The following is a 19,851-nucleotide window of genomic DNA, read 5'->3' as shown; positions in this document are numbered from 1 at the left end:
TTTTTTTGCGGACCGCCTAGCCCGGGAGGTCCGATCTAAGTCAACAACGTCCCGCGGATGCCGTCGATCACGAATTGCGCGGCGAGCGCGGCCAGCACCACGCCGAGAAGCCGCGTGATCGCCGCTTCCACCTTGGTGCCGAGCAGGTTCATCAGAGGGCGCGCCGCGATCAGCGACAGCATCGTGATCAGCAGCACCAGCGCTGCGGCGGCGAACACGATTGCGCTTTGCTCGATCCCGTTGGCCTGGTTCATCAGCAGCATGATCGCGGCGATCGCACCCGGCCCTGCCATCATCGGCATCGCCATCGGGAAGACCGACACATCCTCGATTTCAGGGTCCGCGCTGACTTTCTCCGCGCGCTCGACCCGGCGCTCGGTGCGTTTCTCGAACACCATCTCGATGGCGATGATGAACAGCATGATCCCGCCCGCGATGCGGAAGCTGTCGAGCTCGATCCCCAGCGTCGACAGCAGCTGTTCGCCGAACAGGCCGAAGACCAGCAGGATCAGTCCCGAGATGATCGTCGCGCGCACCGCCATCGATACGCTCTGCTTGCGCGTCGCATCGCGCGTCAGCCCGGCATAGATCGGCGCGCAGCCGGGCGGGTCGACCACGACGAAGAAGGTGACGAAAGCAGAGAGGAACAGTTCGAACATGATGCGTGCTGCACGGCCTCGCAGTGAGAGGGGGGAAGGTCGGTCCGGCTATTCGGGCGGCGAGGCGAGCTCTTCCTCGATCACCATCTCCCACGCGCCGGACGTGTAGTAGTCCGCGCGGACATACTTCGTTCCATCCTCGCGGTGCTCCCACAGCCAGCGCAGCGTACCGTCGCGCGACAGGGTGACCCCGCGACTGGCATCGGCGGCCGGAGCAAGCGCGGGCGGCGGGGCAGGCGTGTCGCCGCTACGCGGGCAATCGGCGACGAGGCCCTGGATATCGTCGGAGGCGGTCACGACGATCAGGCTTTCCTCCGCCTCCTCGGCAACCGGCTGCGGATCGTCGAGCCCGGCCACGTCGTAGGACCACTCGTATTCGTCGTCGAGCGAGTCGCGCTGCCACACGGTGACGTAGGTGCCGATCATCCCGTCGGCATCGAGGAAGCGGCCACGGCTGACCGCCAGCCTTCCGTCGCAGCTCATCATCACGGTGCGCGGGCTCCACTTGGCCGCGGTTTCGGGGTTGTCTAGCTGCGAGAAGACCGGCCGCGCGAGCACGGGGCCGTTGCGCCCGTGGAGCATCGCGTCGCCGGTCGCGAAGTCGAGCGCAGCGGTATATTGCCCGCGCTCGCGCGCCGCCTGACCGAAGGCGATTTCGCGCGCGACGACCTCGCTCGGCTGCGCTGAAGGGGGTACGCTCGCCAGCGCGCGGTCGATCACGGTGCGTGCGCGCGATCCGGATCCGGACGCGCAGGCCGCCAGCGCCAGCGCTGCGAGCAGGATCGTGCATTTTCGAAAAGTGATGGTCACAATCCCTCCGGCGGTTCGAGCCCCTCATGCTGATGCGCTGCGACGAGCGTGTTACGCAGCAGCACGGCGATCGTCATCGGGCCGACACCGCCGGGAACGGGGGTGATCGCGCCTGCGACCTCCTTCGCCCCGTCGAAGTCGACATCGCCGACCAGCCTGCCTTTGGTTTCGCCCTCTGCGGGCGCGAGCCGGTTGATCCCGACATCGATCACCGTCGCGCCGGGCTTGAGCCAGTCGGCCTTGACCATTTCCGCCCGGCCCACTGCCGCCACCACGATATCGGCGCGCCTGACCACCCCGGGCAGATCCTTCGTGCGGCTGTGCGCGATGGTGACGGTGGCATTCGCATCGAGCAGCAGCTGCGCCATCGGCTTGCCGACGATGTTGGAGCGGCCAATGACCACCGCCTCCATTCCGGAAAGATCGCCGTGGCGGTCCTTCAGCAGCATGATGCAGCCGAGCGGGGTGCAGGGTACGAAGCCTTCGCGCCCGACCATCAGACGCCCAGCGCTCTCGACATGGAAGCCGTCGACATCCTTGCCCGGATCGATCGCCGCGATGACCGCCTGTTCGTCGAGATCGCCCGGCAGCGGAAGCTGGACGAGGATGCCGTCGACCGCGCTATCGGCGTTGAGCTTTTCGACCAGCGCGATCAGCTCGGCCTCGCTGGTATCGGCGCGCAGGCGATGCTCGAAGCTTTCCATATTGGCGGCAATCGTCGCCTTGCCCTTGGAGCGGACGTAGACTTCGCTCGCGGCGTCTGCGCCGACGAGCACGACCGCGAGCCCGGCCTTGCGCCCCGCCTTCTGCGCGAAGGCGGCCGCATGCCGGCCAACCGTCTTGCGCAGGTCTGCCGCGAAGGCCTTTCCGTCGATCAGCTCTGCGCTCACCCCACGCTCCGGATGATGGAGCTGAGGATGATGAGCATGATCTGCAGCCCGATAATCAGAACCAGCGGCGAGAAGTCGATCGCGCCGGTCTGCGGCATAATCCGGCGGATGGGCCCGAGCACGGGCTCGAGCAGCGAATTGATCGAACGGTAGACGGCAAGCACGAAATCATTGCCGCGGCTGACCACGTTGAACGCCAGCAGCAGGCCGATCACGAATTGCACGATGATCAGCATGACCAGCACGTTCGTGAGCAGTTCGATGATCCGGTAGATTGTATAGAGGGCTTCCATGGCGGCCCGGTCTCCTGATGTGTTCCGATGGGCGTCTTAGGAGGGTAAGACGCCTGGGGGTGAGTGCAAGCTTTGCCTAGCCGTTTTCGGCTGCTCTTACGAGCGTGCCGGCACCGCTGGCGGTGAAGAACTCGAGCAGCATCGCATGCGGCACACGCCCGTCGAGAATCACCGCCGCCTCGCACCCTTCGCGGGTCGCGGCAAGGCAGGTCTCCAGCTTGGGGATCATCCCGCCCTTGATGACGCCCGCTGCGCGAAGCTTCGCGATGCTGTCCGCGTCGAGCTCGGGCACCAGCTGGCCATCGCCGCCGAGCACGCCCGCGACGTCGGTCAGCAGCAGCAGCCGCGCCGCGCCCAGCGCGCCGGCGATGGCGCCGGCCATGGTGTCGGCATTGATGTTGAAGGTTTCGCCCGCCTCGCCCGAGCCGATCGGCGCGATCACCGGGATGAGGCCGCTGGCGGTCGCCATCTCGATCACCGTCGTATCGATCGCCGCAGGCTCGCCCACGAAGCCGAGATCGACCAGTGCCTCGATCGCGCTGTCGCTCTCGTAATCGGCGGCGCGCGTCTCGCGAGAGACCTTGCGGGCCGTCACCAGCCCTGCATCCTTGCCCGATACGCCCAGCGCGCGCCCCCCGGCGGCCTGGATCGCGGCCACGATCTGCTTGTTGATCGCGCCCGAGAGAACCATCTCCGCAACCTCGACCGTCGCCTCGTCGGTCACGCGGAGGCCGTCGACGAAGCGGCTTTCGACGCCCAGGCGACCCAGCATCGCACCGATCTGCGGCCCGCCGCCATGGACGACGACGGGGTTGATGCCGACCGCCTTGAGCAGCACGACATCCTGCGCGAAGCTGGCCGCGGCGGCGGTATCGCCCATCGCGTGCCCGCCATATTTCACCACGAAGGTGCGCCCGGCATAGCGGCGCAGGAAGGGCAGCGCCTCGATCAGGACGCTGGCTTTCGCCCCTGCATCGGGGGCGTCGGTTTCGGTCTCGCTCATGCCATGCGCGCTAGCGAGGGATGTGCGGTTTGGCAAAGGCGGAGCGCGCGCCCCCCTGCCGAGCCCCGCCCTGCCGAACACCGTGTTATTCGGCCTGCGTCTCGACCACCGGTTCGTCGTCGTCGGTGGCGGCGTCATCCGTGGCGTCCATGCCCTCGGGCGTCACCGTGTCGATCTGGTTGACCCCGTTCACATCTTCCAGCGCCTCGTCGGTGACTTCGCTTTCGTCGGTCAGATCGGTATCGAGCCGCTCTTCCTGCGTGGTTACCGCGCTGTCGGGCAGATCGGGATCCTCGCCATCGGCATTCAGGAACACGATCACCGCCGCGATCGCCAGCACCACGATCACCGCGACCCACAACCACTTGCTCGTGCCCTGCTTCTGGATCGGTGCGTCGTCGTTCAGATCGGCCATTCTCGTCTCTCCTGTTGCAATGGTCAGGGGAGAAATGGTCCAGCCGCGCGCCTTGTTCCGAAAGCGCGGAAACCCGCGCCCGCGCGGTGGCAGGACAGGTCGCGGAGGCGGGCGCGCTTGCCTTATGCCGCGCAGCTGCGCAGTCTCCCGCCGCATGAACTTCGCGCCCCTCGCTCTCGCCCCGCTCGCCCTTGCCCTGTGCGCCTGCGCCACCGTGCAGCCGCGCGAGCCCGCCTCGTTCTGGAGCGCGCTCTCCAGCCATTGCGGCAATGCCTATCGCGGCGCGCTGGCGAGCGAGGATGCGCGCGACGCGGCCTTTCGCGGGCAGCCGATGATCGCGCACTGGGCGCAATGCTCCGACACGCGGATCGCAATCGCGTTTCATATCTACGAGGGCGATGCCCAAGCGACGTCCTCAAGCAGCGAAGCGGTAGGACACGAGGGCGGCTGGAACCGCAGCCGCACATGGATCGTGACGCGCGAGGGGCCGGGTGCACCGGTCACCCTGAAGCACGACCACCGCCATGCCGATAGCGAGGCGGACGCGGTGACCTTCTATGGCGGGACGAGCGATGCCGCGGGCACGGCCCGGGCGCGCGATTTCCCCGTCGATGCGGAAAGCATCGCGCTGTTCGGGCGCCCGGAACACGAAGGCGCGTTCGACGCATCGCTCACCAATGTGTGGCGGATCGAGGTCGATCCGGCGCATGAGCCGGACGCGCAATTCGTCTACCAGCTGACGCGGCGGGGCGATCCCTCGCGGCTGTTCCGCGTGGTGTTCGACGCGAGCGAGCCGATGGACAGCGTGCCGCCGCCCGCCTGGGGCTGGTGACCCCGGCGGGCAGTCGCCCCGCCTATTCGTCGGGCGCGTTCGTCTCTTGCGGCATGCCCTCTTCCATCTCTTCGGGCGGCACGTTCGTCATTTCGGTTTCGGGCACGTCGACCGGCACGCCCTGCGCCTCCTCGTCGGCGACGATCAGCTCGCCCCCGCTCTCGTCGGTGGCGTCGACCTCGTAGGTTTCCTCCTCGGCTTCCCCGCTGCAGGCGGCGAGGCCGAGCGCGGCGGCGAGCGATAGGGCGGCTGCGAAACGGACGGTCATGGCAATGCTCCTGTTGCGACAAGATCCGCGCCGAACCTCGCACCGTACCGGGCGCAAGGCAAGATCGCGGTGGCGCCGGCAGGGCGATCCGCCCAGGGCTCGCTTGACGGCGTCGGCATCGCACTCGTCATCTGCCTGTGGTCGATCGTGCGCAGCATCGTGTCGCTTGCCAACGCCGCCGGCGCCCGCCCCATGCCCCACCCGAAAACATGTCTGTTCTGAATGGCTTAGGAATGCCTATTCCGCCCCTCGCGTTCACCAATCCTTGACTCCTGCCCGCCCATATCGGCGGGATGGGTCGCGAAGTTCCAGACTATCGGCGGGCAGCGTTCCGCGAGTACCGCCGCGTCGGGCCGCCCCCGCCCGCGCCGCGCGTATCCTCGTGGCGCAATGCGGTCACGCCGCTCACCATCGTGCTGCCGCTGGCCGTGCTGGCGGTGCTCTTCCCGTGGAGCGCGCTGACGCAGGACGAAGCCGAGACCGAGGCGGCGATTGCGCCGGTCTCCGCCACGTTCCACCGCTGCGTTGCGGGCGCGCGGACGACCTGCGTGGTCGATGGCGACACGATCTGGCTTCACGGCGAGAAGATCCGCATCGCCGATATCGACGCGCCGGAGATCTTCGGCCCCGACTGCGAAGCCGAACGCGCGCTGGGAATGCGCGCGACCGAGCGGCTGACGGCATGGCTCAACGCAGGCGCGTTCGAGGTCCACCCCCACCCCGAGGGCCACGAAGAGGACCGCTACGGCCGCAAGCTGCGCGTGCTGGCCCGCGGCGGCGAGAGCGCGGTCGAGATGCTGGCAGCGGAGGGGGTTGCAACGCGCTGGGGCGGCGCCGGGCGGAGCTGGTGTTGAGGCAGGGCTACCGCCCCCGATAAGGCTCGCAAGCGACACCATCATTGTCGCGGTCGAGATGTGGTCCGTAGCCGGGCTCGCCTGCATACAAAGGTGCAACCCCGGCGGCGCGAGCGGCATCGCAATTCGGGTAGGAGGCTGCGCTGTAGTCGATCCGGTCAGCCGGATCGCCCCAGCGCTGTTCGAACGAGGCCTGGCGCGCGGCGAGTGCGTCTTGCTCGGAAGCGCCTGAGAAGTCGGGCAGGCCGAAATTGGCGACTGCCACCACGCCGATCAGGCCAACGGTCCCAACTGCTTCAAGCGCGCGTTTCATATCGCTCAGGATAGACGGCGCTTGGTGTGTAATGCGTAACGATGAATGGTGAATGCGAGTGTAGTTAAGCGCTCTTCCGATCCTCACGCCCGTCATGCGGAACGCAAGGGCATCTTCTGGTTCCGTAACAATGCGCGCGAGATGCTTGCCCATATGGAAGCGCTCGTCAGCCTGGTCGAGGAATGCGGCGGGCCGGTTGAGCGCAACTGGACCCGCGACCCGGGCTAGCTGCTCTACCGCGACCGCTGGCAGATCGTCGCCATACCGGATCGGCATCCGGTCCATTGAGTGAATGCCCGGGCACGCGACGCGTCCGGGCACAAAAACAGGAGGTTACGATGACCCACGATTACGAAAACCACGACACCGGCCCCAGCTTTCGAGCGGACCAGCAAACGGCGTACGGGCTTCCCCAGCGAGACGCGCGTGAAGCGCGCCAAGAACGGAAAGCTGCGGACGATCAAGGGTGGCCAGATCGAACTGCTCGAAAAGCTCGGGCGGAACGACCCGTGCCCGTGCGGTTCGGGGAAGAGATTTCAAGCGCTGCTGCCTGCGCTCGGGCCGCTATGACGGCGCCGAGCGGCGGGATTATTGGCGGTGAAAGGTGGAGCGGGTAAGTCTAAGGCTGAGCTGCCTTCCCGTCTCTGTTTGCGATGCCATCAAGCTTCGACTTTGGTAGCGAGGTGTACAAAGCATTCAAACGCTTTGGCTCAGTTATCTCTGTTTCGACAATCAAGTTGATTATTCGAAAAAGGCCAAGGGCGGTGTCCCGATCGTCTTGGAGATCCATCTCTCCGGGATGTACGCTTTCGTTACCGATGACACGAACGATATCCAACGCCTTCTGAATGGGCTCTTTTATCTTGCCCGCAGCAACCAACTCACCAATGGCAGAGTCAATCTTAGATTTCGTTGCCCCGAGATGAGGTAAGAGTTTTTGCAGAACCAACCTTAGAAGTGCTGAGGAGCCTCGAGGTGATCGGGGTAGAATTTCTCGCGCTTCCTGAAAGTCGGCAATGCAGTCGGTGGGCAGGTCAGCAGCGGGCATTGGAGCGTCGCTATCCGCAGGGAAAGCAATCTTGCCTCCAATATAGATGGCTTCCTGATTACATGCTTCGCATCTTGAGGTACAAAGCGGTACTAAATCGCCAGTCTGACGAGGATAATGACCTCCACTATGGATTTGAACTGGATTGAGATGATTACCCCAATGCTGAACAGCGTAGGTGCGGCAACTGGGGAATGGGCAGACGAACTTCGTTTTCGTCCCACAGACCAAACCGCTTTCGGTTTTTGTCGCGCTTTCAAAAGCTGATTGCGCAGTGGTCGAATAATCGGGATTCATTATTCCGCCGCCTGCACGCCCCCGGCATCATCCCCGAACAGCCCCGGCCCGTCGTCCGCCGCAAGCTCTTCCTCGTTCGCGGCCTTGGCCTTGTTGCGCTTGTCAAAGGTGCTCCACACCGTGTTCCAGTCGCCCTTGGTGGCGCCCTTGGAATATTCGGTCGCGCGCTGTTCGAAGAAGTTGGCGTGCTCCACGCCGTTGAGCAGCGGGGCGAGCCAGGGGAGCGGGTGCTCGTCGATCATGTAGATCGGCTGCAGGCCCAGCTGGCCCAGCCGCCAGTCCGCGATGTAGCGGATGTACTTCTTGATCTCCTTCGCGGTCATCCCGCTCACCGGCCCCATCTCGAAGGCGAGGTCGATGAAGTTGTCTTCCAGCCGCACCGACTTCTGCGCGATGTCGATGATGTCTTCCTTCACCGCCTTGGTGTAGCAGTCCCGCTCGCGCACGAATTCGTGGAACAGGCGGATGATGCCTTCGCAGTGGAGGCTTTCGTCGCGGACCGACCAGCTGACGATCTGGCCCATGCCCTTCATCTTGTTGAAGCGCGGGAAGTTCATCAGCATGGCGAAGCTGGCGAACAGCTGCATGCCTTCGGTGAAGCCGCCGAATGCCGCCAGCGTGCGGGCGATATCCTCGTCCGTGTCGACCCCGAAGACCTGCAGGTAGTCATGCTTGTCCTTCATTTCCTCGTATTCCATGAAGGCGGAATATTCGGATTCGGGCATGCCGATCGTGTCGAGCAGGTGGCTGTAGGCCGCGATGTGCACGGTCTCCATATTGGAGAACGCGGTCAGCATCATCTTGACCTCGGTCGGCTTGAACACGCGGCCGTACTTGTCGTGGTAGCAATCCTGCACCTCGACGTCGGCCTGGGTGAAGAAGCGGAAGATCTGCGTGAGCAGGTTGCGCTCGTGCTCGGTGATCTTCTGCGCCCAGTCGCGGCAATCCTCGCCCAGCGGGACTTCCTCGGGCATCCAGTGGATCTGCTGCTGGCGCTTCCAGAAGTCGTAGGCCCACGGATATTCGAAGGGCTTGTAGGTCTTGCGGGCTTCGAGCAGCGACATTGGTGTTCTCCGGGCGCGGGGGCCTTCTTCGGTGTTGGCGATCTGACTGGATGTACCAACATAAGGAATCACAGCGGTGATTCGATAGCAAGCCGGATCAATGGGTCGGGGATAAGCGGTCGCCGCGCTACCGCCTTTGGGCCGGGAGGCGCGGCTAGCCGGGGGTGATCGCTTCGGCGAGGAAATAGATGGCCGTCAGGATCGCAGCCCCGCCTGCGACTGCAAAGATCAGACCGGGCATCGAATCCCCGTCGATCGACTGCATCCAGCGTCGGTGCTCCTCCTCTTCCTCCAGCGCGGCGAGTTCGGCAGGCGACATCATGTTCCGGCCGATGCGCCCGACGAGGTAGCTCAGCCCCGTCATGAAGCCGACGGTGAGTAAAGCCGCCCCCACCCCCCATCCCTCGCCCAGCATCTGCTCGAGCTCGCTTGCGAAGTTCTCCTGAAAGATCAGCAAGCCGATCAGGGCGAACGGGGCCAGCAGAGCCAGCAGGACCGTGCCCGCGATCGATCCGGGCGACCGGGCTTCGTCACGCTCGATCATCAGATATTCGGCCTGATCGCCATCGCCTTGCGCAAGGGCGCGGCGGATACGCCACTCGCGTCAATGCCAGCGCGCGGCGGGTGCCATGACGAATGCCACCACGACGACGCCGAAGCCTATCGCCCAGCCCACGTCCCCATCGGCGAGCGTGAAGGCCCCGATACGGATGATCTCGTCTTCCGCCATGGCCTAAAGGATGAAGGAACGGGGCTTTTCGCTCAATGGTTTGGTGAGGTGAAAGGATCGAAAAATGACCGACCAGACCTACGAGCCCGGCGACAGCCGCCGCGTGACTCTGAAGAAGGAGAGCGGACCGATCGAGCCGCCGCGCACCGGACCGCGTGTCGAAAAAGAGCGCGACAGCGAAAAGGAAAAGAACGCGGCGGCCGAGAAGGACTGAACTCAGCCGCCCGTTTCGCAAGGCGTTGTTCTACAGCGACGAACTGCGGAACGATTCAGCCGGTCCAGCCGTTGGTTTTATGTAAGGCGGGCCGAAGCAGGCCCTTGAAAAACAAGACAAGATCGGAGCAATTTATGTTCGAGAAAATTCGCATCAAGGAACACATGGAAATCGTCGACGCGAGCAAGCAGCACGTGGGTACGGTGGACGAAGTCGAAGACGAGCGCATCAAGCTGACCAAGTCCGACGCGATGGACAGCCAGCACCACTTCATCGCCCTCGACGCGGTGGACAAGCTCGAAGACAACCGTGTCGTGCTGAAGGAAGGCACGCCGCTGCCCGTGGGCCTCGGCAACAAGGCGACCACTGCCTGACCGAACCAAACGGAGAGTCGGAGTATCGGCTCATTGATCAGAAAACCCCCGGCCCGCCATCATTGCGCGCCGGGGTTTTTCGTGCGCAACCTCAATCGCCTTGCGAACCGAACAGCAGCATCACCGTCATCAGCATCAAGAGCGATGCAAGCAGCATCATGACCCTCGACCGCTTTTCCTGCGGCATTCGGAAGACGGCGATTGCCACGCCGACGACCAGCACAGCGACGATGATCGTAGCGATTGCAAGCAGGTCCAAGATTATTCCTTTTCCCAACCGCTCTGCACGGGAGTGCTATGCCCCCAACCTCGCAAGGTCGGTGAGCTTGCGCGGCTCTAGTCCGCCACCACCGCCCGCGGGCTCCGCAGGCGCGATGCCTCGGTCACGGGCAGACCGGCTTCGGTCGGGACGTAGATGAGGTTCGCGTTCGCCCGTTCGAGCGCTTGGATCTGCAGGTAACGAAGATATCCCTCGGGTCCCCCGAGCGAATCCTGCAAGATCTGGTTGGCCCGCGCCGCGCCTTCGGCTCGCAGCACTTCCGCCTCGGCGAGCGCAACCGCGCTTTCGCGGCGCGCTTCGGCTTCGAGAATCGCGATCCTGCGAGAAGACTGGGCTTCGGCCAGTCGCGCCTCTCCGGCCAGTCTTTCGGAATAGAGCCGATACTGGGGCACGCCCCACATCGCGAGGGGGAGCAGCAAAGCGCCTACGACCAGCAGGATGAGAATCAACCCAGGGTTACGCACGCTTCAGCCCCCTCTTCCGCGCACCTCCGGCAAGGCCTGGCGGCCAACCGCAGCCGGCGCAACTTGCGACACGTTCCTGCCGAAAGCCCTTACTGGCAAGCGAGACATTCCTCGTAGTCAGTCTCTTCAGTGGCGCCTGCCGCAAGCTCGTACTTCGCGGCTTCGGAGGTGTTGTCCGCCTCCACGCCGCCGGCGAAGCCCGCGCGCTGCACGCTCTTGGAGCGCAGGTAGTAGAGCGACTTGATGCCCTTCTCCCACGCGTGGAAGTGCAGCATCATCAGGTCCCACTTGTCGACATCGGCGGGGATGAAGAGATTGAGGCTCTGCGCCTGGTCGATCATCGGCGCACGATCGGCCGCGAATTCGAGCAGCCAGCGCTGGTCGACCTCGAAGCTGGTCCGGTAGGTCGCCTTTTCCTCCGGAGTCAGGAAGTCGAGGTGGGCAACCGAACCGCCACGTTCGAGGATCGAATTCCACACATTGGTCGAATCCTTGCTCTTCTTCGCCAGCAGTTCCTGCAGATAGGGGTTCTTGACGACGAACGAGCCCGACAGCGTCTTGTGGGTATAGATATTCGCCGGGATCGGCTCGATGCACGCCGAGGTCCCGCCGCAGATGATGCTGATCGACGCGGTCGGCGCGATCGCCATCTTGCAGCTGAAGCGCTCCATCGCGCCCATTTCCTCGGCATCGGGGCACGGCCCACGCTCGTGCGCGAGCATCATCGATGCTTCGTTGGCGGCGGTGGAGATGTGCTGGAACATCTTGATGTTCCACGCTTTCGCCATCGGCCCTTCGAGCGCCAGGTTTTTCGACTGGAGGAACGAGTGGAATCCCATCACGCCCAGGCCGACCGAACGCTCGCGCGACGCAGAATACTTGGCCCGCGCCATTTCGGGCGGGGCGCGGTCGATATAGTCCTGCAGCACGTTGTCGAGCATGCGCATGACATCCTCGATGAACTGCTTGTCGCCGTTCCACTCGTCCCACTTCTCGAGGTTGAGCGAGCTGAGGCAGCACACCGCCGTGCGATCGTTGCCCAGGTGGTCGCGCCCGGTGGGCAGCGTGATCTCGCTGCACAGGTTGGAGGTCGACACTTTCAAGCCGAGGTCGCGGTGATGCTTGGGCATCATCCGGTTCACCGTATCGGAGAACACGATGTAGGGCTCGCCCGTGGCGAGGCGCGTCTCGACCAGCTTCTGGAACAGGCTGCGCGCGTCGACCGTCTTGCGGACCGAACCGTCGCGCGGGGAGACGAGGTCGAATTCCTCGCCTGCGCGGACCTTCTCCATGAACTCGTCGGTGACGAGCACGCCGTGGTGGAGGTTCAGCGCCTTGCGGTTGAAGTCGCCCGAGGGCTTACGGATTTCGAGGAATTCCTCGATCTCGGGATGGCTGATGTCGATGTAGCAGGCAGCCGATCCGCGCCGCAGCGAGCCCTGCGAGATCGCCAGCGTGAGCGAATCCATCACCCGCACGAAGGGGATGATGCCGCTGGTCTTGCCGTTGAGGCCGACCGGCTCGCCGATGCCGCGCACACTGCCCCAGTAGGTACCGATGCCGCCGCCCTTGGAGGCGAGCCACACGTTCTCGTTCCAGGTGTTCACGATGCCGTTGAGGCTGTCCTCGACCGAGTTGAGGTAGCAGCTGATCGGCAGTCCGCGCGCGGTGCCGCCGTTCGACAGCACCGGGGTCGCGGGCATGAACCACAGGTTGGAGATGTAATCATAGAGCCGCTGCGCATGCGCCTGATCGTCGGCATAGGCATCCGCGACGCGCGCGAACAGATCCTGGAAGTCCTCGCCCGGCAACAGGTAGCGGTCCTTCAGCGTTTCCTTGCCGAATTCGGTGAGGTTCGCATCGCGCGAATGGTCGGTGACGATCTCGAACCGGCGCGGATTGACCTTCTTGCTGTCGGAATCATCGCCCATGCTCGCTGCCGCGGCCTTGGCCACCGCTTCGGCGGCGACCTCTGCCACCAGGTCTTCCGATCCGCTGTCGTCCTGTTCCATCGTCACTGCCTTTGCTGGGGACTTCGCCTGCGTCACGCCCTTGTCGGAGGACGGTGCGCTGGCGGGCTGCCCGGTCTTGCTCTTGGGCTGCTCCATCTCGTCACCTGTGGTGGAGATATCGGTTTCGCCTGCGCTGAATTCCATGAACCGCCCCTAAAGCAATTGCGACCGGTGACGCAGATACGCCGCCGTGCCGTGTCTGATTTGTCGCGCATCGGCAGGCCTGGCCCACGACGTCGATACGCCCTCGCGAAAGACTGTTTCGCGGTCGCCCGGTTACCGTCCGGATCGCGAAGGAGGACAAACATGAATCAGCGAGGCGACACGCGCAAGGGCGAGCCGCTGCAAAAAAGGATCGGACGACGCGCCGAAAGGTCTGGACGAGTCGGTAAAGGCACCGGTCGCGCCGATTCGGAAGGCTCCGCCGGGCGACATCAAACTGTGGGAAAAATTCGCGGGCGGATTCAGTTGCGTCACCGGGGCGCCTAGCGGCTTTGGCGCCGACAAAAAGGCCCCCGCCATTGCTGACGAGGGCCCTTCTACCGAAAATCGGCTTTAATCAGGCGCTTGGCCTTATTCCATTTCGTCGGCGGCTTCGTTGAGCTCGTCGGCGCGTTCGTCGCCGATGTCGTCGATTTCCTCGGCACGCTCGTTCAGAGCGTCTTCGCGCGCATCGGTGGAGGCTTCGTCGGCCTGCTCTTCGAGCGCTGCGGCAGTGTCGTCGCCGTAATCTTCGACTTCGTCGGCACGCTCTTCAAGCATGTCGCCCTGCTCTTCGACGGCGCTGTCTTCACCACAGGCGCTCAGCGCCAGGGCAGCGACCGGGAGAGCGGCGAAAAGTGCGAGCTTCTTCATGATATCTGTCCTTCTGTTGCCTCCGCCCAGATGGGCGGCTCACCCCACCAATGGCCGCCCGCCACGATCCGGCCATAAACTAATATGCATCAAGTTTCACGGTCCCGTTCGTACATGATCGACCCGCCGCGCCGCATGCCCGCGCACGCGCATCGCTGGGAGCTAGTACAGCTGCACTAGCACGCTTGCCCGATGAACAGCGCGATCCCCCCGCGATACTCTGCCCCAAAGGACTCGCGATCGACCAGAAGGGGGGAGCGAACATGGCCGACGAGAAGGTGCTCGATTGCCCGAGCGCGCCGCACCAGCATCCCGAAGCGAAGCTCATCGGGGTGGTGCTGGAAGAGGACGACGGCAAGGGAGGGGCAGAGGCCCGGGTCTCTTACCTCGAAAAGGATGTCGCACTGCCGGAGGATTTCGATCCCGAGAGCCTCGGGGTCGATCCCGGCCATGCCCTGCGCTTTTCGGCGCCGTGCGCGAACAACGGCTGCGGCCAGTGGCGCGATGGCGGCTGCGGCCTCGGCAAGGCCATCATCGAGCAGATGCAGCCGGTCGTCGACGTGGCACCCGCATGCACCCTGCGCGCCACCTGCCGGTGGTTCGCCGAAAACGGCACCGCCAGCTGCGTGCGCTGCCCGCAGATCACCACCAGGCGCCACCGGTCGCAGCCAATCCACGTTCCGCGATCGCCCGTCGGCCCGGTGCGCCCGGAAAAAGTTCCGTCACCCGCCCATGATCCGGACGGTGGGGCCACGGTTCGCATCTGAATGTCCGGATCATCGTACCAAAGGAGAAGACCATGAGCAGCATGAAGAAAGCCGCGCGGCTGGGCGCAACCGACCTCCAGGCGAGCCTCACCGCGGCATCGACCGGCGCCCGGGCCCGCATCGCCAAGCTCGACGCGGAAGCGCTCGACACCGTGGCCGGCGGCATCGATATCGTCAGCCTCGTGAAGGGCGATCCCACCGGCGGCGACGGCACGACCTGGGGAATGTTCCCCGAGCCGACGCCGACGACCTTCGACTTCTAAGTCGATCGGAGCGCGGACCGGTCGCCGCCCTGCGGGGCCTCGCGGCCGGTCCCCTCAGCGCGGCAGCAGGACGGTATCGTTCGCGATCGGATCGGTCTGCGGGTGGTCGAGCGTGAAGTGCAGCCCCCGGCTTTCCTGCCGCTTGAGCGCGCAGCCCACGATCAGCTCGGCCGACTGGACGAGGTTGCGCAGTTCGATCAGGTCGGTCGTGACGCGGAACGATCCGTAGTAATCCTCGATCTCCGACTGGAGCAGGCGGATGCGGTTCGCTGCACGCTCCAGCCGCTTGGTCGTGCGCACGATGCCGACATAGTTCCACATGAAGCGGCGGATCTCGGTCCAGTTCTGCTTGATCACGACCTCTTCGTCCGAATCGGTCACCCGGCTGGCGTCCCACGGGCGAATCTCGGGCGGGGCATCGAGCTCGTCCCACATCGACAGGATGTCGCGCGCCGCGGCCTCGCCGAAGACGAAGCATTCGAGCAGGCTGTTCGACGCTAGCCGGTTCGCCCCGTGCAGCCCGCTTTCCGTGCATTCCCCCGCCGCCCACAGGCCGGGCAGGTCGGTGCGCGCGAACAGGTCCACCAGCACGCCGCCGCAGGTATAATGCTGCGCGGGCACCACGGGGATCGGTTCCTTCGTCATGTCGATTCCAAGACCCAGCAGCTTTTCGTGGATGGTCGGGAAATGCTCGCGCACGAACTCGGGCGGTTTGTGGCTGATGTCGAGATGGACGTAATCGAGCCCGTAGCGCTTGATCTGGTCGTCGTTCGCCCGCGCAACCACGTCGCGTGGGGCCAGCTCCATCCGCTCCGGGTCATAGGCGGTCATGAACCGCTCTCCCGTGCGCGGGTTGAACAGCCGCCCGCCCTCGCCCCGCACCGCCTCGGTGATGAGGAAGTTCTTGACCTCGAGATTGTAGAGGCAGGTCGGGTGGAACTGCATCATCTCCATGTTGGAGACGCGCGCGCCCGCCCGCCACGCCATCGCGATCCCGTCACCCGTCGCCCCGCGCGGCGCGGTGGAGAAAAGGTAGCAGCGCCCCGCCCCGCCTGCGGCCATCACGGTCGCGCGCGCGACATGCCGCTCGACCTCGCCGGTCGCTTCGTTGAGCGCGTAGGCGCCCCAGACCTGCCCCGCGCCCGAGTACCGCAGCTCGTGCCGCCCGGTGATCAGGTCGATGCAGGATCGGCCCGGCAGCAGGGTGATGTTGGGATTGGCCTCCGCCGCCTTGAGCAGCGCGGACTGCACCGCCCAGCCGGTCGCGTCGTCCACATGGACGATGCGACGGTGCGAATGGCCGCCCTCGCGCGTAAGGTGGAGCGCGCCGCTTTCCTTGTTGAATGGCACGCCGAGCTCGATCAGCCGGTCGATCGCGTGGGGCGCGCGCTCGATCACGAACTCCACCGTGTCGCGGTCGTTCAGCCCGGCGCCCGCCACCATCGTGTCGTGGATGTGATCCTCGAAGGTGTCGCCCGCGTCGAGTACGGCGGCGATCCCGCCCTGCGCCCAGGCAGTGCTGCCGCCGGTGAGCGATCCCTTGGCGAGGACCAGCACCTTCTTCTCTTCGGCCAGCGCGAGTGCGGCGGTGAGGCCTGCGGCGCCGGACCCGATGACCAGCACGTCGTGCGTGGTATCGTCATGTTTCTCGGTCATTCCCGCGTCATGGCGGGAGCGCGCGGAGGCCGCAAGCGGAAGCGCACCTCGTCAGCGTGGGGAGCGAAGATCAGGCCGCCCGGGCGGCGCCGGCCCTTCGCTCAACATCGCCGGGCTTTGCGCGGGCCTCCAAAGGCGGCGCGGCAGCGCTTTCGGCCCCTGCGATACAGGTCTGGTCGCGCCCCTGCGCCTTGGCCGCATAGAGCCGCTTGTCCGCCAGCGTGATGCACGCGCCCACCTTGTCGTCGCTCTCGTGCAGCATCGCGATCCCCGCACTGAATTCGAGCCGGTACTCGTTCGCGAAGTCGAACGGCTTGCGCGCGGCCCGGACGCGGATCCGGTCGATGATCATGGCCGCCTCCCGCACGTGCGTGGCGGGGAAAACCAGCACGAACTCCTCACCGCCCCAGCGCCCGACAATGTCGGTCGGGCGAACGCAGTCCTGCACGATCCGCGCGAACTCGCGCAGGATTGCATCGCCCGCATCGTGACCGAAGCGATCGTTGCACGATTTGAAATGGTCGATGTCCAGCAGCGCGATGGACGCGCGAGGCCTGCCCATTCCGATCGCCCGCAGCGCCTCCTCCGCCCTCTCCAGCGTCGCGCGCCGATTGGCGAGACCGGTCAGCGGGTCGGTCATCGCGAGACGGCGGAACTTGCGGCGGTGACGCAGGAGCGAAAAGATCAGCGCGCCGAGCAGCGCGAGCGTGGTGACGGAACCCGCAATCACTGCGATGGCGAGCCGCAGGCGCGCATTGCTTGCGCGCTCTTCGGCAGACAGGCGTCGTTGCAGTTCCTCGTTCTGGAACCGTGCCTGCATCGCGGCGACGCCGCTTTGTACCTCCCCCTCCCACATCTCGGACGAGATTTCATCTGCCCGACGCATCACGTCATAGGCTTGCGCATTGCGGCCGAGGTTCGACAGGGCCTGCGCGCGCGTCTTCAGCGCCATGATCCAGTCCAGCGTCGAGGCCGCGCCCTTGCCCCCGGCGACCAGCGGGTCGATCAATCGCAGGGCTGCGGCACTGTCCCCCTGCTCCACCCGCAGTTTCGCCAGCAGCCTCGTCGCGGGGAAGCCCATCCTGTCGCCGGTCACGGCCAGCCCCTCGTGGGCGCGCTCGCAAGCCGGCGCGGCGAGCTCGATCAGATCACCTTCGAGGGCAGCTTCGCACACGCCCAGCAACGCGTAATCGATCGCATACTGGTTGCCATAGCTGCGCGCCTCGCGGGCGGAGGCTTGGAAATCTGCCACCGCGCTCTTCCAGTCGCCGCGCTCGAGATGCGTGTAGCCGCGCAGCAGCACCTCGTTGGAAGCAAGATCGCTCAGGCCGAGTTCGCGCTGGATCGCGTAGGCTTCGGAATGCAGCTCGTTGGCGTAATCGAAGTCATGGCCGCTCGACATCAGATAGGCGAGGACCGAAGCAGCCTTCGCGCGCTCGATCGTCGTCGCGTGACCATCGGCATTGCGGTAAGCCTCGATCGCGAACTGCATCGCCTCGCGCGGCTGCTCCACCATGTCGTTGTAAAAGGCGAGATCGGTCTCACGACAGGTTCGGGCGCGACTCCCGGCAGGCAGGGCTTCGATATCGGGGGCGATTGCTCGCAAATCCGCAGCGATCTTCTGCCCCGGCTCCTGCTCCACCGCGTCGGTGATCCGCAGATAGAGGCCGATATTGTCGGTCGGGGCGAAGTCGTCCGCGATACTGCGCGCCTTCTCCACCGGGGCCAGATAGGGCGAGCCGCTCATGTAGAGGGCCTGCGACTTGGCCAGGTTCAGCTCCGCCAGCCGGCGCGTTCGCGCCGGAGCTGTGCGTGCGATTTCCTTGTCTATCAATTCGACCGCAGCGGCCGGATCCCGCCCGATTTCCAGCTCCATCCGGTAGATCAGCGGATCGGAACTGCCGATGCACCGCGCCGCCACGGGACTGGCCAGCAGCGCAACGGCCATCGAGGCCAAAGCGAATGAGGGCCGCAATGTCCTGAAAAAAGATGAGATTTTTCTCACCCCGACGCACTAGCGACGACGGGTTGAACAAACGTTAGCGCGCAGATCCGATAAAGTACTGCAACGGCGTTGGATGCCGGCGCGGAGAGCCGCGGGCTCAGCCCGCGCCGGTCAGCTGGACGAAAACGTCTTCGAGATCGGGTTCCAGCGTCGAGACATCCTCGATCGCGTAGCCGTGGCCCTGCACGATGGTGAGCACCTGTCCCGCAGTCGCCTTGTCTCGATCATAGGTGATTTCCAGCGTGCGCGGCGCGGTCACTTCGGCGCGGGTGAACATTTCGTCCATCGGCGGGCCGGCAAGGTCCTTGTCGACGTCCAGCCTGATGATCTTCTCGCGCGCCATGCTCACCAGCTCGCGCGTCGGCTTGTCCGCGATCAGTTCGCCGTGGTTGATGATCGCGATCCGGTCGCACAGCTCTTCGGCCTCTTCGAGGTAGTGCGTGGTCAGCACCACGGTGACGCCCTGCGCGTTGAGGTCGGTCACCAGTTCCCACAGCTGCCGTCGCAGTTCGACGTCGACGCCCGCCGTCGGCTCGTCGAGGACGAGGATCGGCGGCGAATGGACCATCGCCTTCGCGATCAGCAGGCGGCGCTTCATCCCGCCCGACAAGGTGCGGGCATAGGCATCGCGCTTGTCCCACAGATGCACCGCCTTCAGCAGTTCCTCGCTGCGCCGTTCGTCCTTGGGCACGCCGTAGAAGCCGGCCTGATTCTCGAGCACCTCGAACGGCGTGAAGAAGGGGTCGAACACGATTTCCTGTGGCACGATGCCGATCGCGCGCTTGGCGTTGCGCGGGTTCTTCGCGGTGTCGAAGCCCCAGATTTCCGCGCTGCCGCTCGTCCGGCCGACCAGCCCCGCAAGGATGTTGATCAGCGTCGACTTGCCGGCGCCATTGGGGCCGAGCAGGCCGAAAATCCCGCCCTGCGGGACATCGAAGCTGACGCCCTTCAGTGCGAGCTTGCCCTCCGATTCGCCCTTCGCGGGGGCATATCGCTTGGTCAGATCCTTGATCGAAATCGCCGGGCGGTTGTCCATGCGCGAGGCTCTAGGCCGCTCCGGCGCACTTGACCACCGGTTATGAACACGATCGGTCTCCTCCGCTGGCCTCTTGCCGTGTCGCGGACACCCGGATATGCGGCTGCCCCATGATCATGCCGCCGCCCCCCGAAGTCTCCAAGGTGACCACCCGCCGCGTCTGGTGCGACGGCGCGACCGATATTCGCAGCGGCAAGCTCTATCGCGCCGCCGCGCTCGGCCACCCGAAGATCTATCTCGAGATCGACGAGCATGGCTATGTCGATTGCGGCTACTGCGACCGGCGATTCGTGCTCGAAGGCGGGCCCGCCGACGGGGTCGACCAGAGCGCGCTGCCCGATATTTCCGAAGGCGCCGACCCGGGCCACTGACCGCGCCCGTGCCCTGCGGAAGCCTTCTGCCGCCATCAGCCGTTGTTCAGCCAGGGCACGTTAGACGTGCGTCCGGAA

27 protein-coding genes are annotated in these 19,851 nt (G+C 65.1%); 8 read left to right on the top strand and 19 right to left on the bottom strand.

Annotated features, from left to right (window positions below; translation table 11 throughout):
* Positions 1–35 precede the first annotated feature (35 nt).
* The 6 genes from DL238_RS04720 to DL238_RS04695 form a co-directional block, all read right to left on the bottom strand.
* Positions 36–659: a MarC family protein gene (locus DL238_RS04720; RefSeq protein WP_115491201.1), complete on the bottom strand. Its 624-nt coding sequence runs from the start codon at positions 657–659 to the stop codon at positions 36–38.
* Between the two features lie 48 nt (positions 660–707).
* The gene (locus tag DL238_RS04715) at positions 708–1,469 is read right to left on the bottom strand and encodes a hypothetical protein (RefSeq protein ID WP_234030968.1); all 762 of its coding nucleotides are present in this window, start codon (positions 1,467–1,469) and stop codon (positions 708–710) included.
* On the bottom strand, positions 1,466–2,359 hold the full coding sequence (gene folD / locus DL238_RS04710) for a bifunctional methylenetetrahydrofolate dehydrogenase/methenyltetrahydrofolate cyclohydrolase FolD (protein WP_115491200.1): 894 nt from the start codon (positions 2,357–2,359) through the stop codon (positions 1,466–1,468). The genes DL238_RS04715 and folD overlap by 4 nt, the downstream gene beginning before the upstream one ends.
* Complete coding sequence (locus DL238_RS04705) at positions 2,356–2,652, bottom strand: YggT family protein (RefSeq protein ID WP_115491199.1); 297 nt, start codon at positions 2,650–2,652, stop codon at positions 2,356–2,358. Before DL238_RS04705 ends, folD begins: the two co-directional genes overlap by 4 nt.
* A gap of 76 nt (positions 2,653–2,728) precedes the next feature.
* The gene (gene argB, locus DL238_RS04700; protein WP_115491198.1) at positions 2,729–3,655 is read right to left on the bottom strand and encodes an acetylglutamate kinase; all 927 of its coding nucleotides are present in this window, start codon (positions 3,653–3,655) and stop codon (positions 2,729–2,731) included.
* An 85-nt stretch (positions 3,656–3,740) separates the two neighbouring features.
* Entirely contained in the window at positions 3,741–4,070 is a 330-nt protein-coding gene (locus DL238_RS04695; protein WP_234030967.1) for a hypothetical protein, read from the bottom strand.
* A 154-nt stretch (positions 4,071–4,224) separates the two neighbouring features.
* Between DL238_RS04695 and DL238_RS04690 the strand changes: the two genes are divergently transcribed.
* Positions 4,225–4,902 (top strand): hypothetical protein, encoded by a 678-nt coding sequence (locus DL238_RS04690; RefSeq protein ID WP_115491197.1) that lies wholly within the window; start codon positions 4,225–4,227, stop codon positions 4,900–4,902.
* A gap of 22 nt (positions 4,903–4,924) precedes the next feature.
* Here DL238_RS04690 and DL238_RS04685 read toward each other — a convergent pair whose 3' ends face one another.
* Complete coding sequence (locus DL238_RS04685) at positions 4,925–5,170, bottom strand: hypothetical protein (RefSeq protein WP_115491196.1); 246 nt, start codon at positions 5,168–5,170, stop codon at positions 4,925–4,927.
* Between the two features lie 293 nt (positions 5,171–5,463).
* On the opposite strand from DL238_RS04685, the gene DL238_RS04680 reads away from it, so the two are divergent.
* Positions 5,464–6,024 carry a thermonuclease family protein gene (locus DL238_RS04680; RefSeq protein WP_115491195.1) on the top strand — a complete coding sequence of 187 codons (561 nt, stop codon included), beginning with the start codon at positions 5,464–5,466 and terminating at the stop codon, positions 6,022–6,024.
* A gap of 7 nt (positions 6,025–6,031) precedes the next feature.
* Here the strand turns inward: DL238_RS04680 and DL238_RS16330 are convergent, their stop codons facing one another.
* Entirely contained in the window at positions 6,032–6,622 is a 591-nt protein-coding gene (locus DL238_RS16330) for an excalibur calcium-binding domain-containing protein (RefSeq protein WP_234030966.1), read from the bottom strand.
* A 141-nt stretch (positions 6,623–6,763) separates the two neighbouring features.
* Here DL238_RS16330 and DL238_RS16595 point away from each other — a divergent pair, with 141 nt between their 5' ends.
* The gene (locus tag DL238_RS16595; RefSeq protein WP_407640840.1) at positions 6,764–6,907 is read left to right on the top strand and encodes an SEC-C metal-binding domain-containing protein; all 144 of its coding nucleotides are present in this window, start codon (positions 6,764–6,766) and stop codon (positions 6,905–6,907) included.
* Positions 6,908–6,956: 49 nt separating this feature from the next.
* Here DL238_RS16595 and DL238_RS04660 read toward each other — a convergent pair whose 3' ends face one another.
* The 4 genes from DL238_RS04660 to DL238_RS16490 form a co-directional block, all read right to left on the bottom strand.
* Positions 6,957–7,682 (bottom strand): DUF4145 domain-containing protein, encoded by a 726-nt coding sequence (locus DL238_RS04660; RefSeq protein ID WP_115491192.1) that lies wholly within the window; start codon positions 7,680–7,682, stop codon positions 6,957–6,959.
* A complete protein-coding gene (locus tag DL238_RS04655; RefSeq protein WP_115491191.1) occupies positions 7,682–8,746 on the bottom strand; it encodes a ribonucleotide-diphosphate reductase subunit beta in 1,065 nt (354 codons plus the stop codon). Before DL238_RS04655 ends, DL238_RS04660 begins: the two co-directional genes overlap by 1 nt.
* A gap of 154 nt (positions 8,747–8,900) precedes the next feature.
* Positions 8,901–9,290 (bottom strand): hypothetical protein, encoded by a 390-nt coding sequence (locus DL238_RS04650; protein ID WP_115491190.1) that lies wholly within the window; start codon positions 9,288–9,290, stop codon positions 8,901–8,903.
* A gap of 60 nt (positions 9,291–9,350) precedes the next feature.
* A complete protein-coding gene (locus DL238_RS16490; RefSeq protein ID WP_267897118.1) occupies positions 9,351–9,476 on the bottom strand; it encodes a hypothetical protein in 126 nt (41 codons plus the stop codon).
* 64 nt (positions 9,477–9,540) lie between these two features.
* Between DL238_RS16490 and DL238_RS16030 the strand changes: the two genes are divergently transcribed.
* Both DL238_RS16030 and DL238_RS04645 read left to right on the top strand, forming a co-directional pair.
* Entirely contained in the window at positions 9,541–9,690 is a 150-nt protein-coding gene (locus tag DL238_RS16030) for a hypothetical protein (RefSeq protein ID WP_181883817.1), read from the top strand.
* A gap of 134 nt (positions 9,691–9,824) precedes the next feature.
* The gene (locus DL238_RS04645; RefSeq protein WP_115491189.1) at positions 9,825–10,064 is read left to right on the top strand and encodes a DUF2171 domain-containing protein; all 240 of its coding nucleotides are present in this window, start codon (positions 9,825–9,827) and stop codon (positions 10,062–10,064) included.
* Between the two features lie 91 nt (positions 10,065–10,155).
* Here DL238_RS04645 and DL238_RS16025 read toward each other — a convergent pair whose 3' ends face one another.
* The 4 genes from DL238_RS16025 to DL238_RS04630 form a co-directional block, all read right to left on the bottom strand.
* Entirely contained in the window at positions 10,156–10,323 is a 168-nt protein-coding gene (locus tag DL238_RS16025) for a hypothetical protein (protein ID WP_181883816.1), read from the bottom strand.
* A gap of 77 nt (positions 10,324–10,400) precedes the next feature.
* Positions 10,401–10,808: an SPFH domain-containing protein gene (locus DL238_RS04640; RefSeq protein WP_115491188.1), complete on the bottom strand. Its 408-nt coding sequence runs from the start codon at positions 10,806–10,808 to the stop codon at positions 10,401–10,403.
* Positions 10,809–10,897: 89 nt separating this feature from the next.
* Complete coding sequence (locus DL238_RS04635; protein WP_115491187.1) at positions 10,898–12,964, bottom strand: ribonucleoside-diphosphate reductase subunit alpha; 2,067 nt, start codon at positions 12,962–12,964, stop codon at positions 10,898–10,900.
* Positions 12,965–13,393: 429 nt separating this feature from the next.
* Entirely contained in the window at positions 13,394–13,675 is a 282-nt protein-coding gene (locus DL238_RS04630; protein WP_115491186.1) for a hypothetical protein, read from the bottom strand.
* Positions 13,676–13,938: 263 nt separating this feature from the next.
* On the opposite strand from DL238_RS04630, the gene DL238_RS04625 reads away from it, so the two are divergent.
* Both DL238_RS04625 and DL238_RS04620 read left to right on the top strand, forming a co-directional pair.
* Entirely contained in the window at positions 13,939–14,442 is a 504-nt protein-coding gene (locus tag DL238_RS04625) for a hypothetical protein (protein ID WP_115491185.1), read from the top strand.
* Positions 14,443–14,474: 32 nt separating this feature from the next.
* Positions 14,475–14,705 carry a hypothetical protein gene (locus DL238_RS04620; protein ID WP_115491184.1) on the top strand — a complete coding sequence of 77 codons (231 nt, stop codon included), beginning with the start codon at positions 14,475–14,477 and terminating at the stop codon, positions 14,703–14,705.
* 54 nt (positions 14,706–14,759) lie between these two features.
* Here DL238_RS04620 and nadB read toward each other — a convergent pair whose 3' ends face one another.
* The 3 genes from nadB to DL238_RS04605 all read right to left on the bottom strand — a co-directional run bounded on the left by nadB (position 14,760) and on the right by DL238_RS04605 (position 19,402).
* The gene (gene nadB / locus DL238_RS04615; protein ID WP_115491183.1) at positions 14,760–16,361 is read right to left on the bottom strand and encodes an L-aspartate oxidase; all 1,602 of its coding nucleotides are present in this window, start codon (positions 16,359–16,361) and stop codon (positions 14,760–14,762) included.
* A 70-nt stretch (positions 16,362–16,431) separates the two neighbouring features.
* Positions 16,432–18,309 carry a GGDEF domain-containing protein gene (locus DL238_RS04610; protein ID WP_115491182.1) on the bottom strand — a complete coding sequence of 626 codons (1,878 nt, stop codon included), beginning with the start codon at positions 18,307–18,309 and terminating at the stop codon, positions 16,432–16,434.
* A 154-nt stretch (positions 18,310–18,463) separates the two neighbouring features.
* Positions 18,464–19,402: an ABC transporter ATP-binding protein gene (locus DL238_RS04605; protein ID WP_115491181.1), complete on the bottom strand. Its 939-nt coding sequence runs from the start codon at positions 19,400–19,402 to the stop codon at positions 18,464–18,466.
* 110 nt (positions 19,403–19,512) lie between these two features.
* On the opposite strand from DL238_RS04605, the gene DL238_RS04600 reads away from it, so the two are divergent.
* On the top strand, positions 19,513–19,773 hold the full coding sequence (locus DL238_RS04600) for a zinc-finger domain-containing protein (protein ID WP_407640839.1): 261 nt from the start codon (positions 19,513–19,515) through the stop codon (positions 19,771–19,773).
* Positions 19,774–19,851: the final 78 nt, after the last annotated feature.

Origin of the sequence: Alteriqipengyuania lutimaris, from assembly GCF_003363135.1 — a bacterium.
Classification (GTDB): domain Bacteria; phylum Pseudomonadota; class Alphaproteobacteria; order Sphingomonadales; family Sphingomonadaceae; genus Alteriqipengyuania; species Alteriqipengyuania lutimaris.
Note: the sequence above shows the minus strand (reverse complement) of the source record. Positions and strands in the feature narration are given on the sequence as shown.

Excerpts from the sequence above, each read along its gene's own strand:
- DL238_RS04655 (WP_115491191.1), bottom strand. The coding sequence starts at position 8,746 with ATGTCGCTGCTCGAAGCCCGCAAGACCTACAAGCCCTTCGAATATCCG.
- DL238_RS04645 (WP_115491189.1), top strand. The coding sequence starts at position 9,825 with ATGTTCGAGAAAATTCGCATCAAGGAACACATGGAAATCGTCGACGCG.
- DL238_RS04680 (WP_115491195.1), top strand. The coding sequence starts at position 5,464 with ATGGGTCGCGAAGTTCCAGACTATCGGCGGGCAGCGTTCCGCGAGTAC.
- DL238_RS04720 (WP_115491201.1), bottom strand. The coding sequence starts at position 659 with ATGTTCGAACTGTTCCTCTCTGCTTTCGTCACCTTCTTCGTCGTGGTC.
- DL238_RS04620 (WP_115491184.1), top strand. The coding sequence starts at position 14,475 with ATGAGCAGCATGAAGAAAGCCGCGCGGCTGGGCGCAACCGACCTCCAG.
- DL238_RS16330 (WP_234030966.1), bottom strand. The coding sequence starts at position 6,622 with ATGGACCGGATGCCGATCCGGTATGGCGACGATCTGCCAGCGGTCGCG.
- DL238_RS04690 (WP_115491197.1), top strand. The coding sequence starts at position 4,225 with ATGAACTTCGCGCCCCTCGCTCTCGCCCCGCTCGCCCTTGCCCTGTGC.
- DL238_RS04660 (WP_115491192.1), bottom strand. The coding sequence starts at position 7,682 with ATGAATCCCGATTATTCGACCACTGCGCAATCAGCTTTTGAAAGCGCG.
- DL238_RS16030 (WP_181883817.1), top strand. The coding sequence starts at position 9,541 with ATGACCGACCAGACCTACGAGCCCGGCGACAGCCGCCGCGTGACTCTG.
- DL238_RS04685 (WP_115491196.1), bottom strand. The coding sequence starts at position 5,170 with ATGACCGTCCGTTTCGCAGCCGCCCTATCGCTCGCCGCCGCGCTCGGC.
- DL238_RS04695 (WP_234030967.1), bottom strand. The coding sequence starts at position 4,070 with ATGGCCGATCTGAACGACGACGCACCGATCCAGAAGCAGGGCACGAGC.
- DL238_RS04600 (WP_407640839.1), top strand. The coding sequence starts at position 19,513 with ATGATCATGCCGCCGCCCCCCGAAGTCTCCAAGGTGACCACCCGCCGC.
- nadB (WP_115491183.1), bottom strand. The coding sequence starts at position 16,361 with ATGACCGAGAAACATGACGATACCACGCACGACGTGCTGGTCATCGGG.
- DL238_RS16490 (WP_267897118.1), bottom strand. The coding sequence starts at position 9,476 with ATGGCGGAAGACGAGATCATCCGTATCGGGGCCTTCACGCTCGCCGAT.
- DL238_RS04605 (WP_115491181.1), bottom strand. The coding sequence starts at position 19,402 with ATGGACAACCGCCCGGCGATTTCGATCAAGGATCTGACCAAGCGATAT.
- DL238_RS04610 (WP_115491182.1), bottom strand. The coding sequence starts at position 18,309 with ATGGCCGTTGCGCTGCTGGCCAGTCCCGTGGCGGCGCGGTGCATCGGC.
- DL238_RS04630 (WP_115491186.1), bottom strand. The coding sequence starts at position 13,675 with ATGAAGAAGCTCGCACTTTTCGCCGCTCTCCCGGTCGCTGCCCTGGCG.
- argB (WP_115491198.1), bottom strand. The coding sequence starts at position 3,655 with ATGAGCGAGACCGAAACCGACGCCCCCGATGCAGGGGCGAAAGCCAGC.
- DL238_RS04625 (WP_115491185.1), top strand. The coding sequence starts at position 13,939 with ATGGCCGACGAGAAGGTGCTCGATTGCCCGAGCGCGCCGCACCAGCAT.
- DL238_RS04705 (WP_115491199.1), bottom strand. The coding sequence starts at position 2,652 with ATGGAAGCCCTCTATACAATCTACCGGATCATCGAACTGCTCACGAAC.
- DL238_RS04650 (WP_115491190.1), bottom strand. The coding sequence starts at position 9,290 with ATGATCGAGCGTGACGAAGCCCGGTCGCCCGGATCGATCGCGGGCACG.
- DL238_RS04635 (WP_115491187.1), bottom strand. The coding sequence starts at position 12,964 with ATGGAATTCAGCGCAGGCGAAACCGATATCTCCACCACAGGTGACGAG.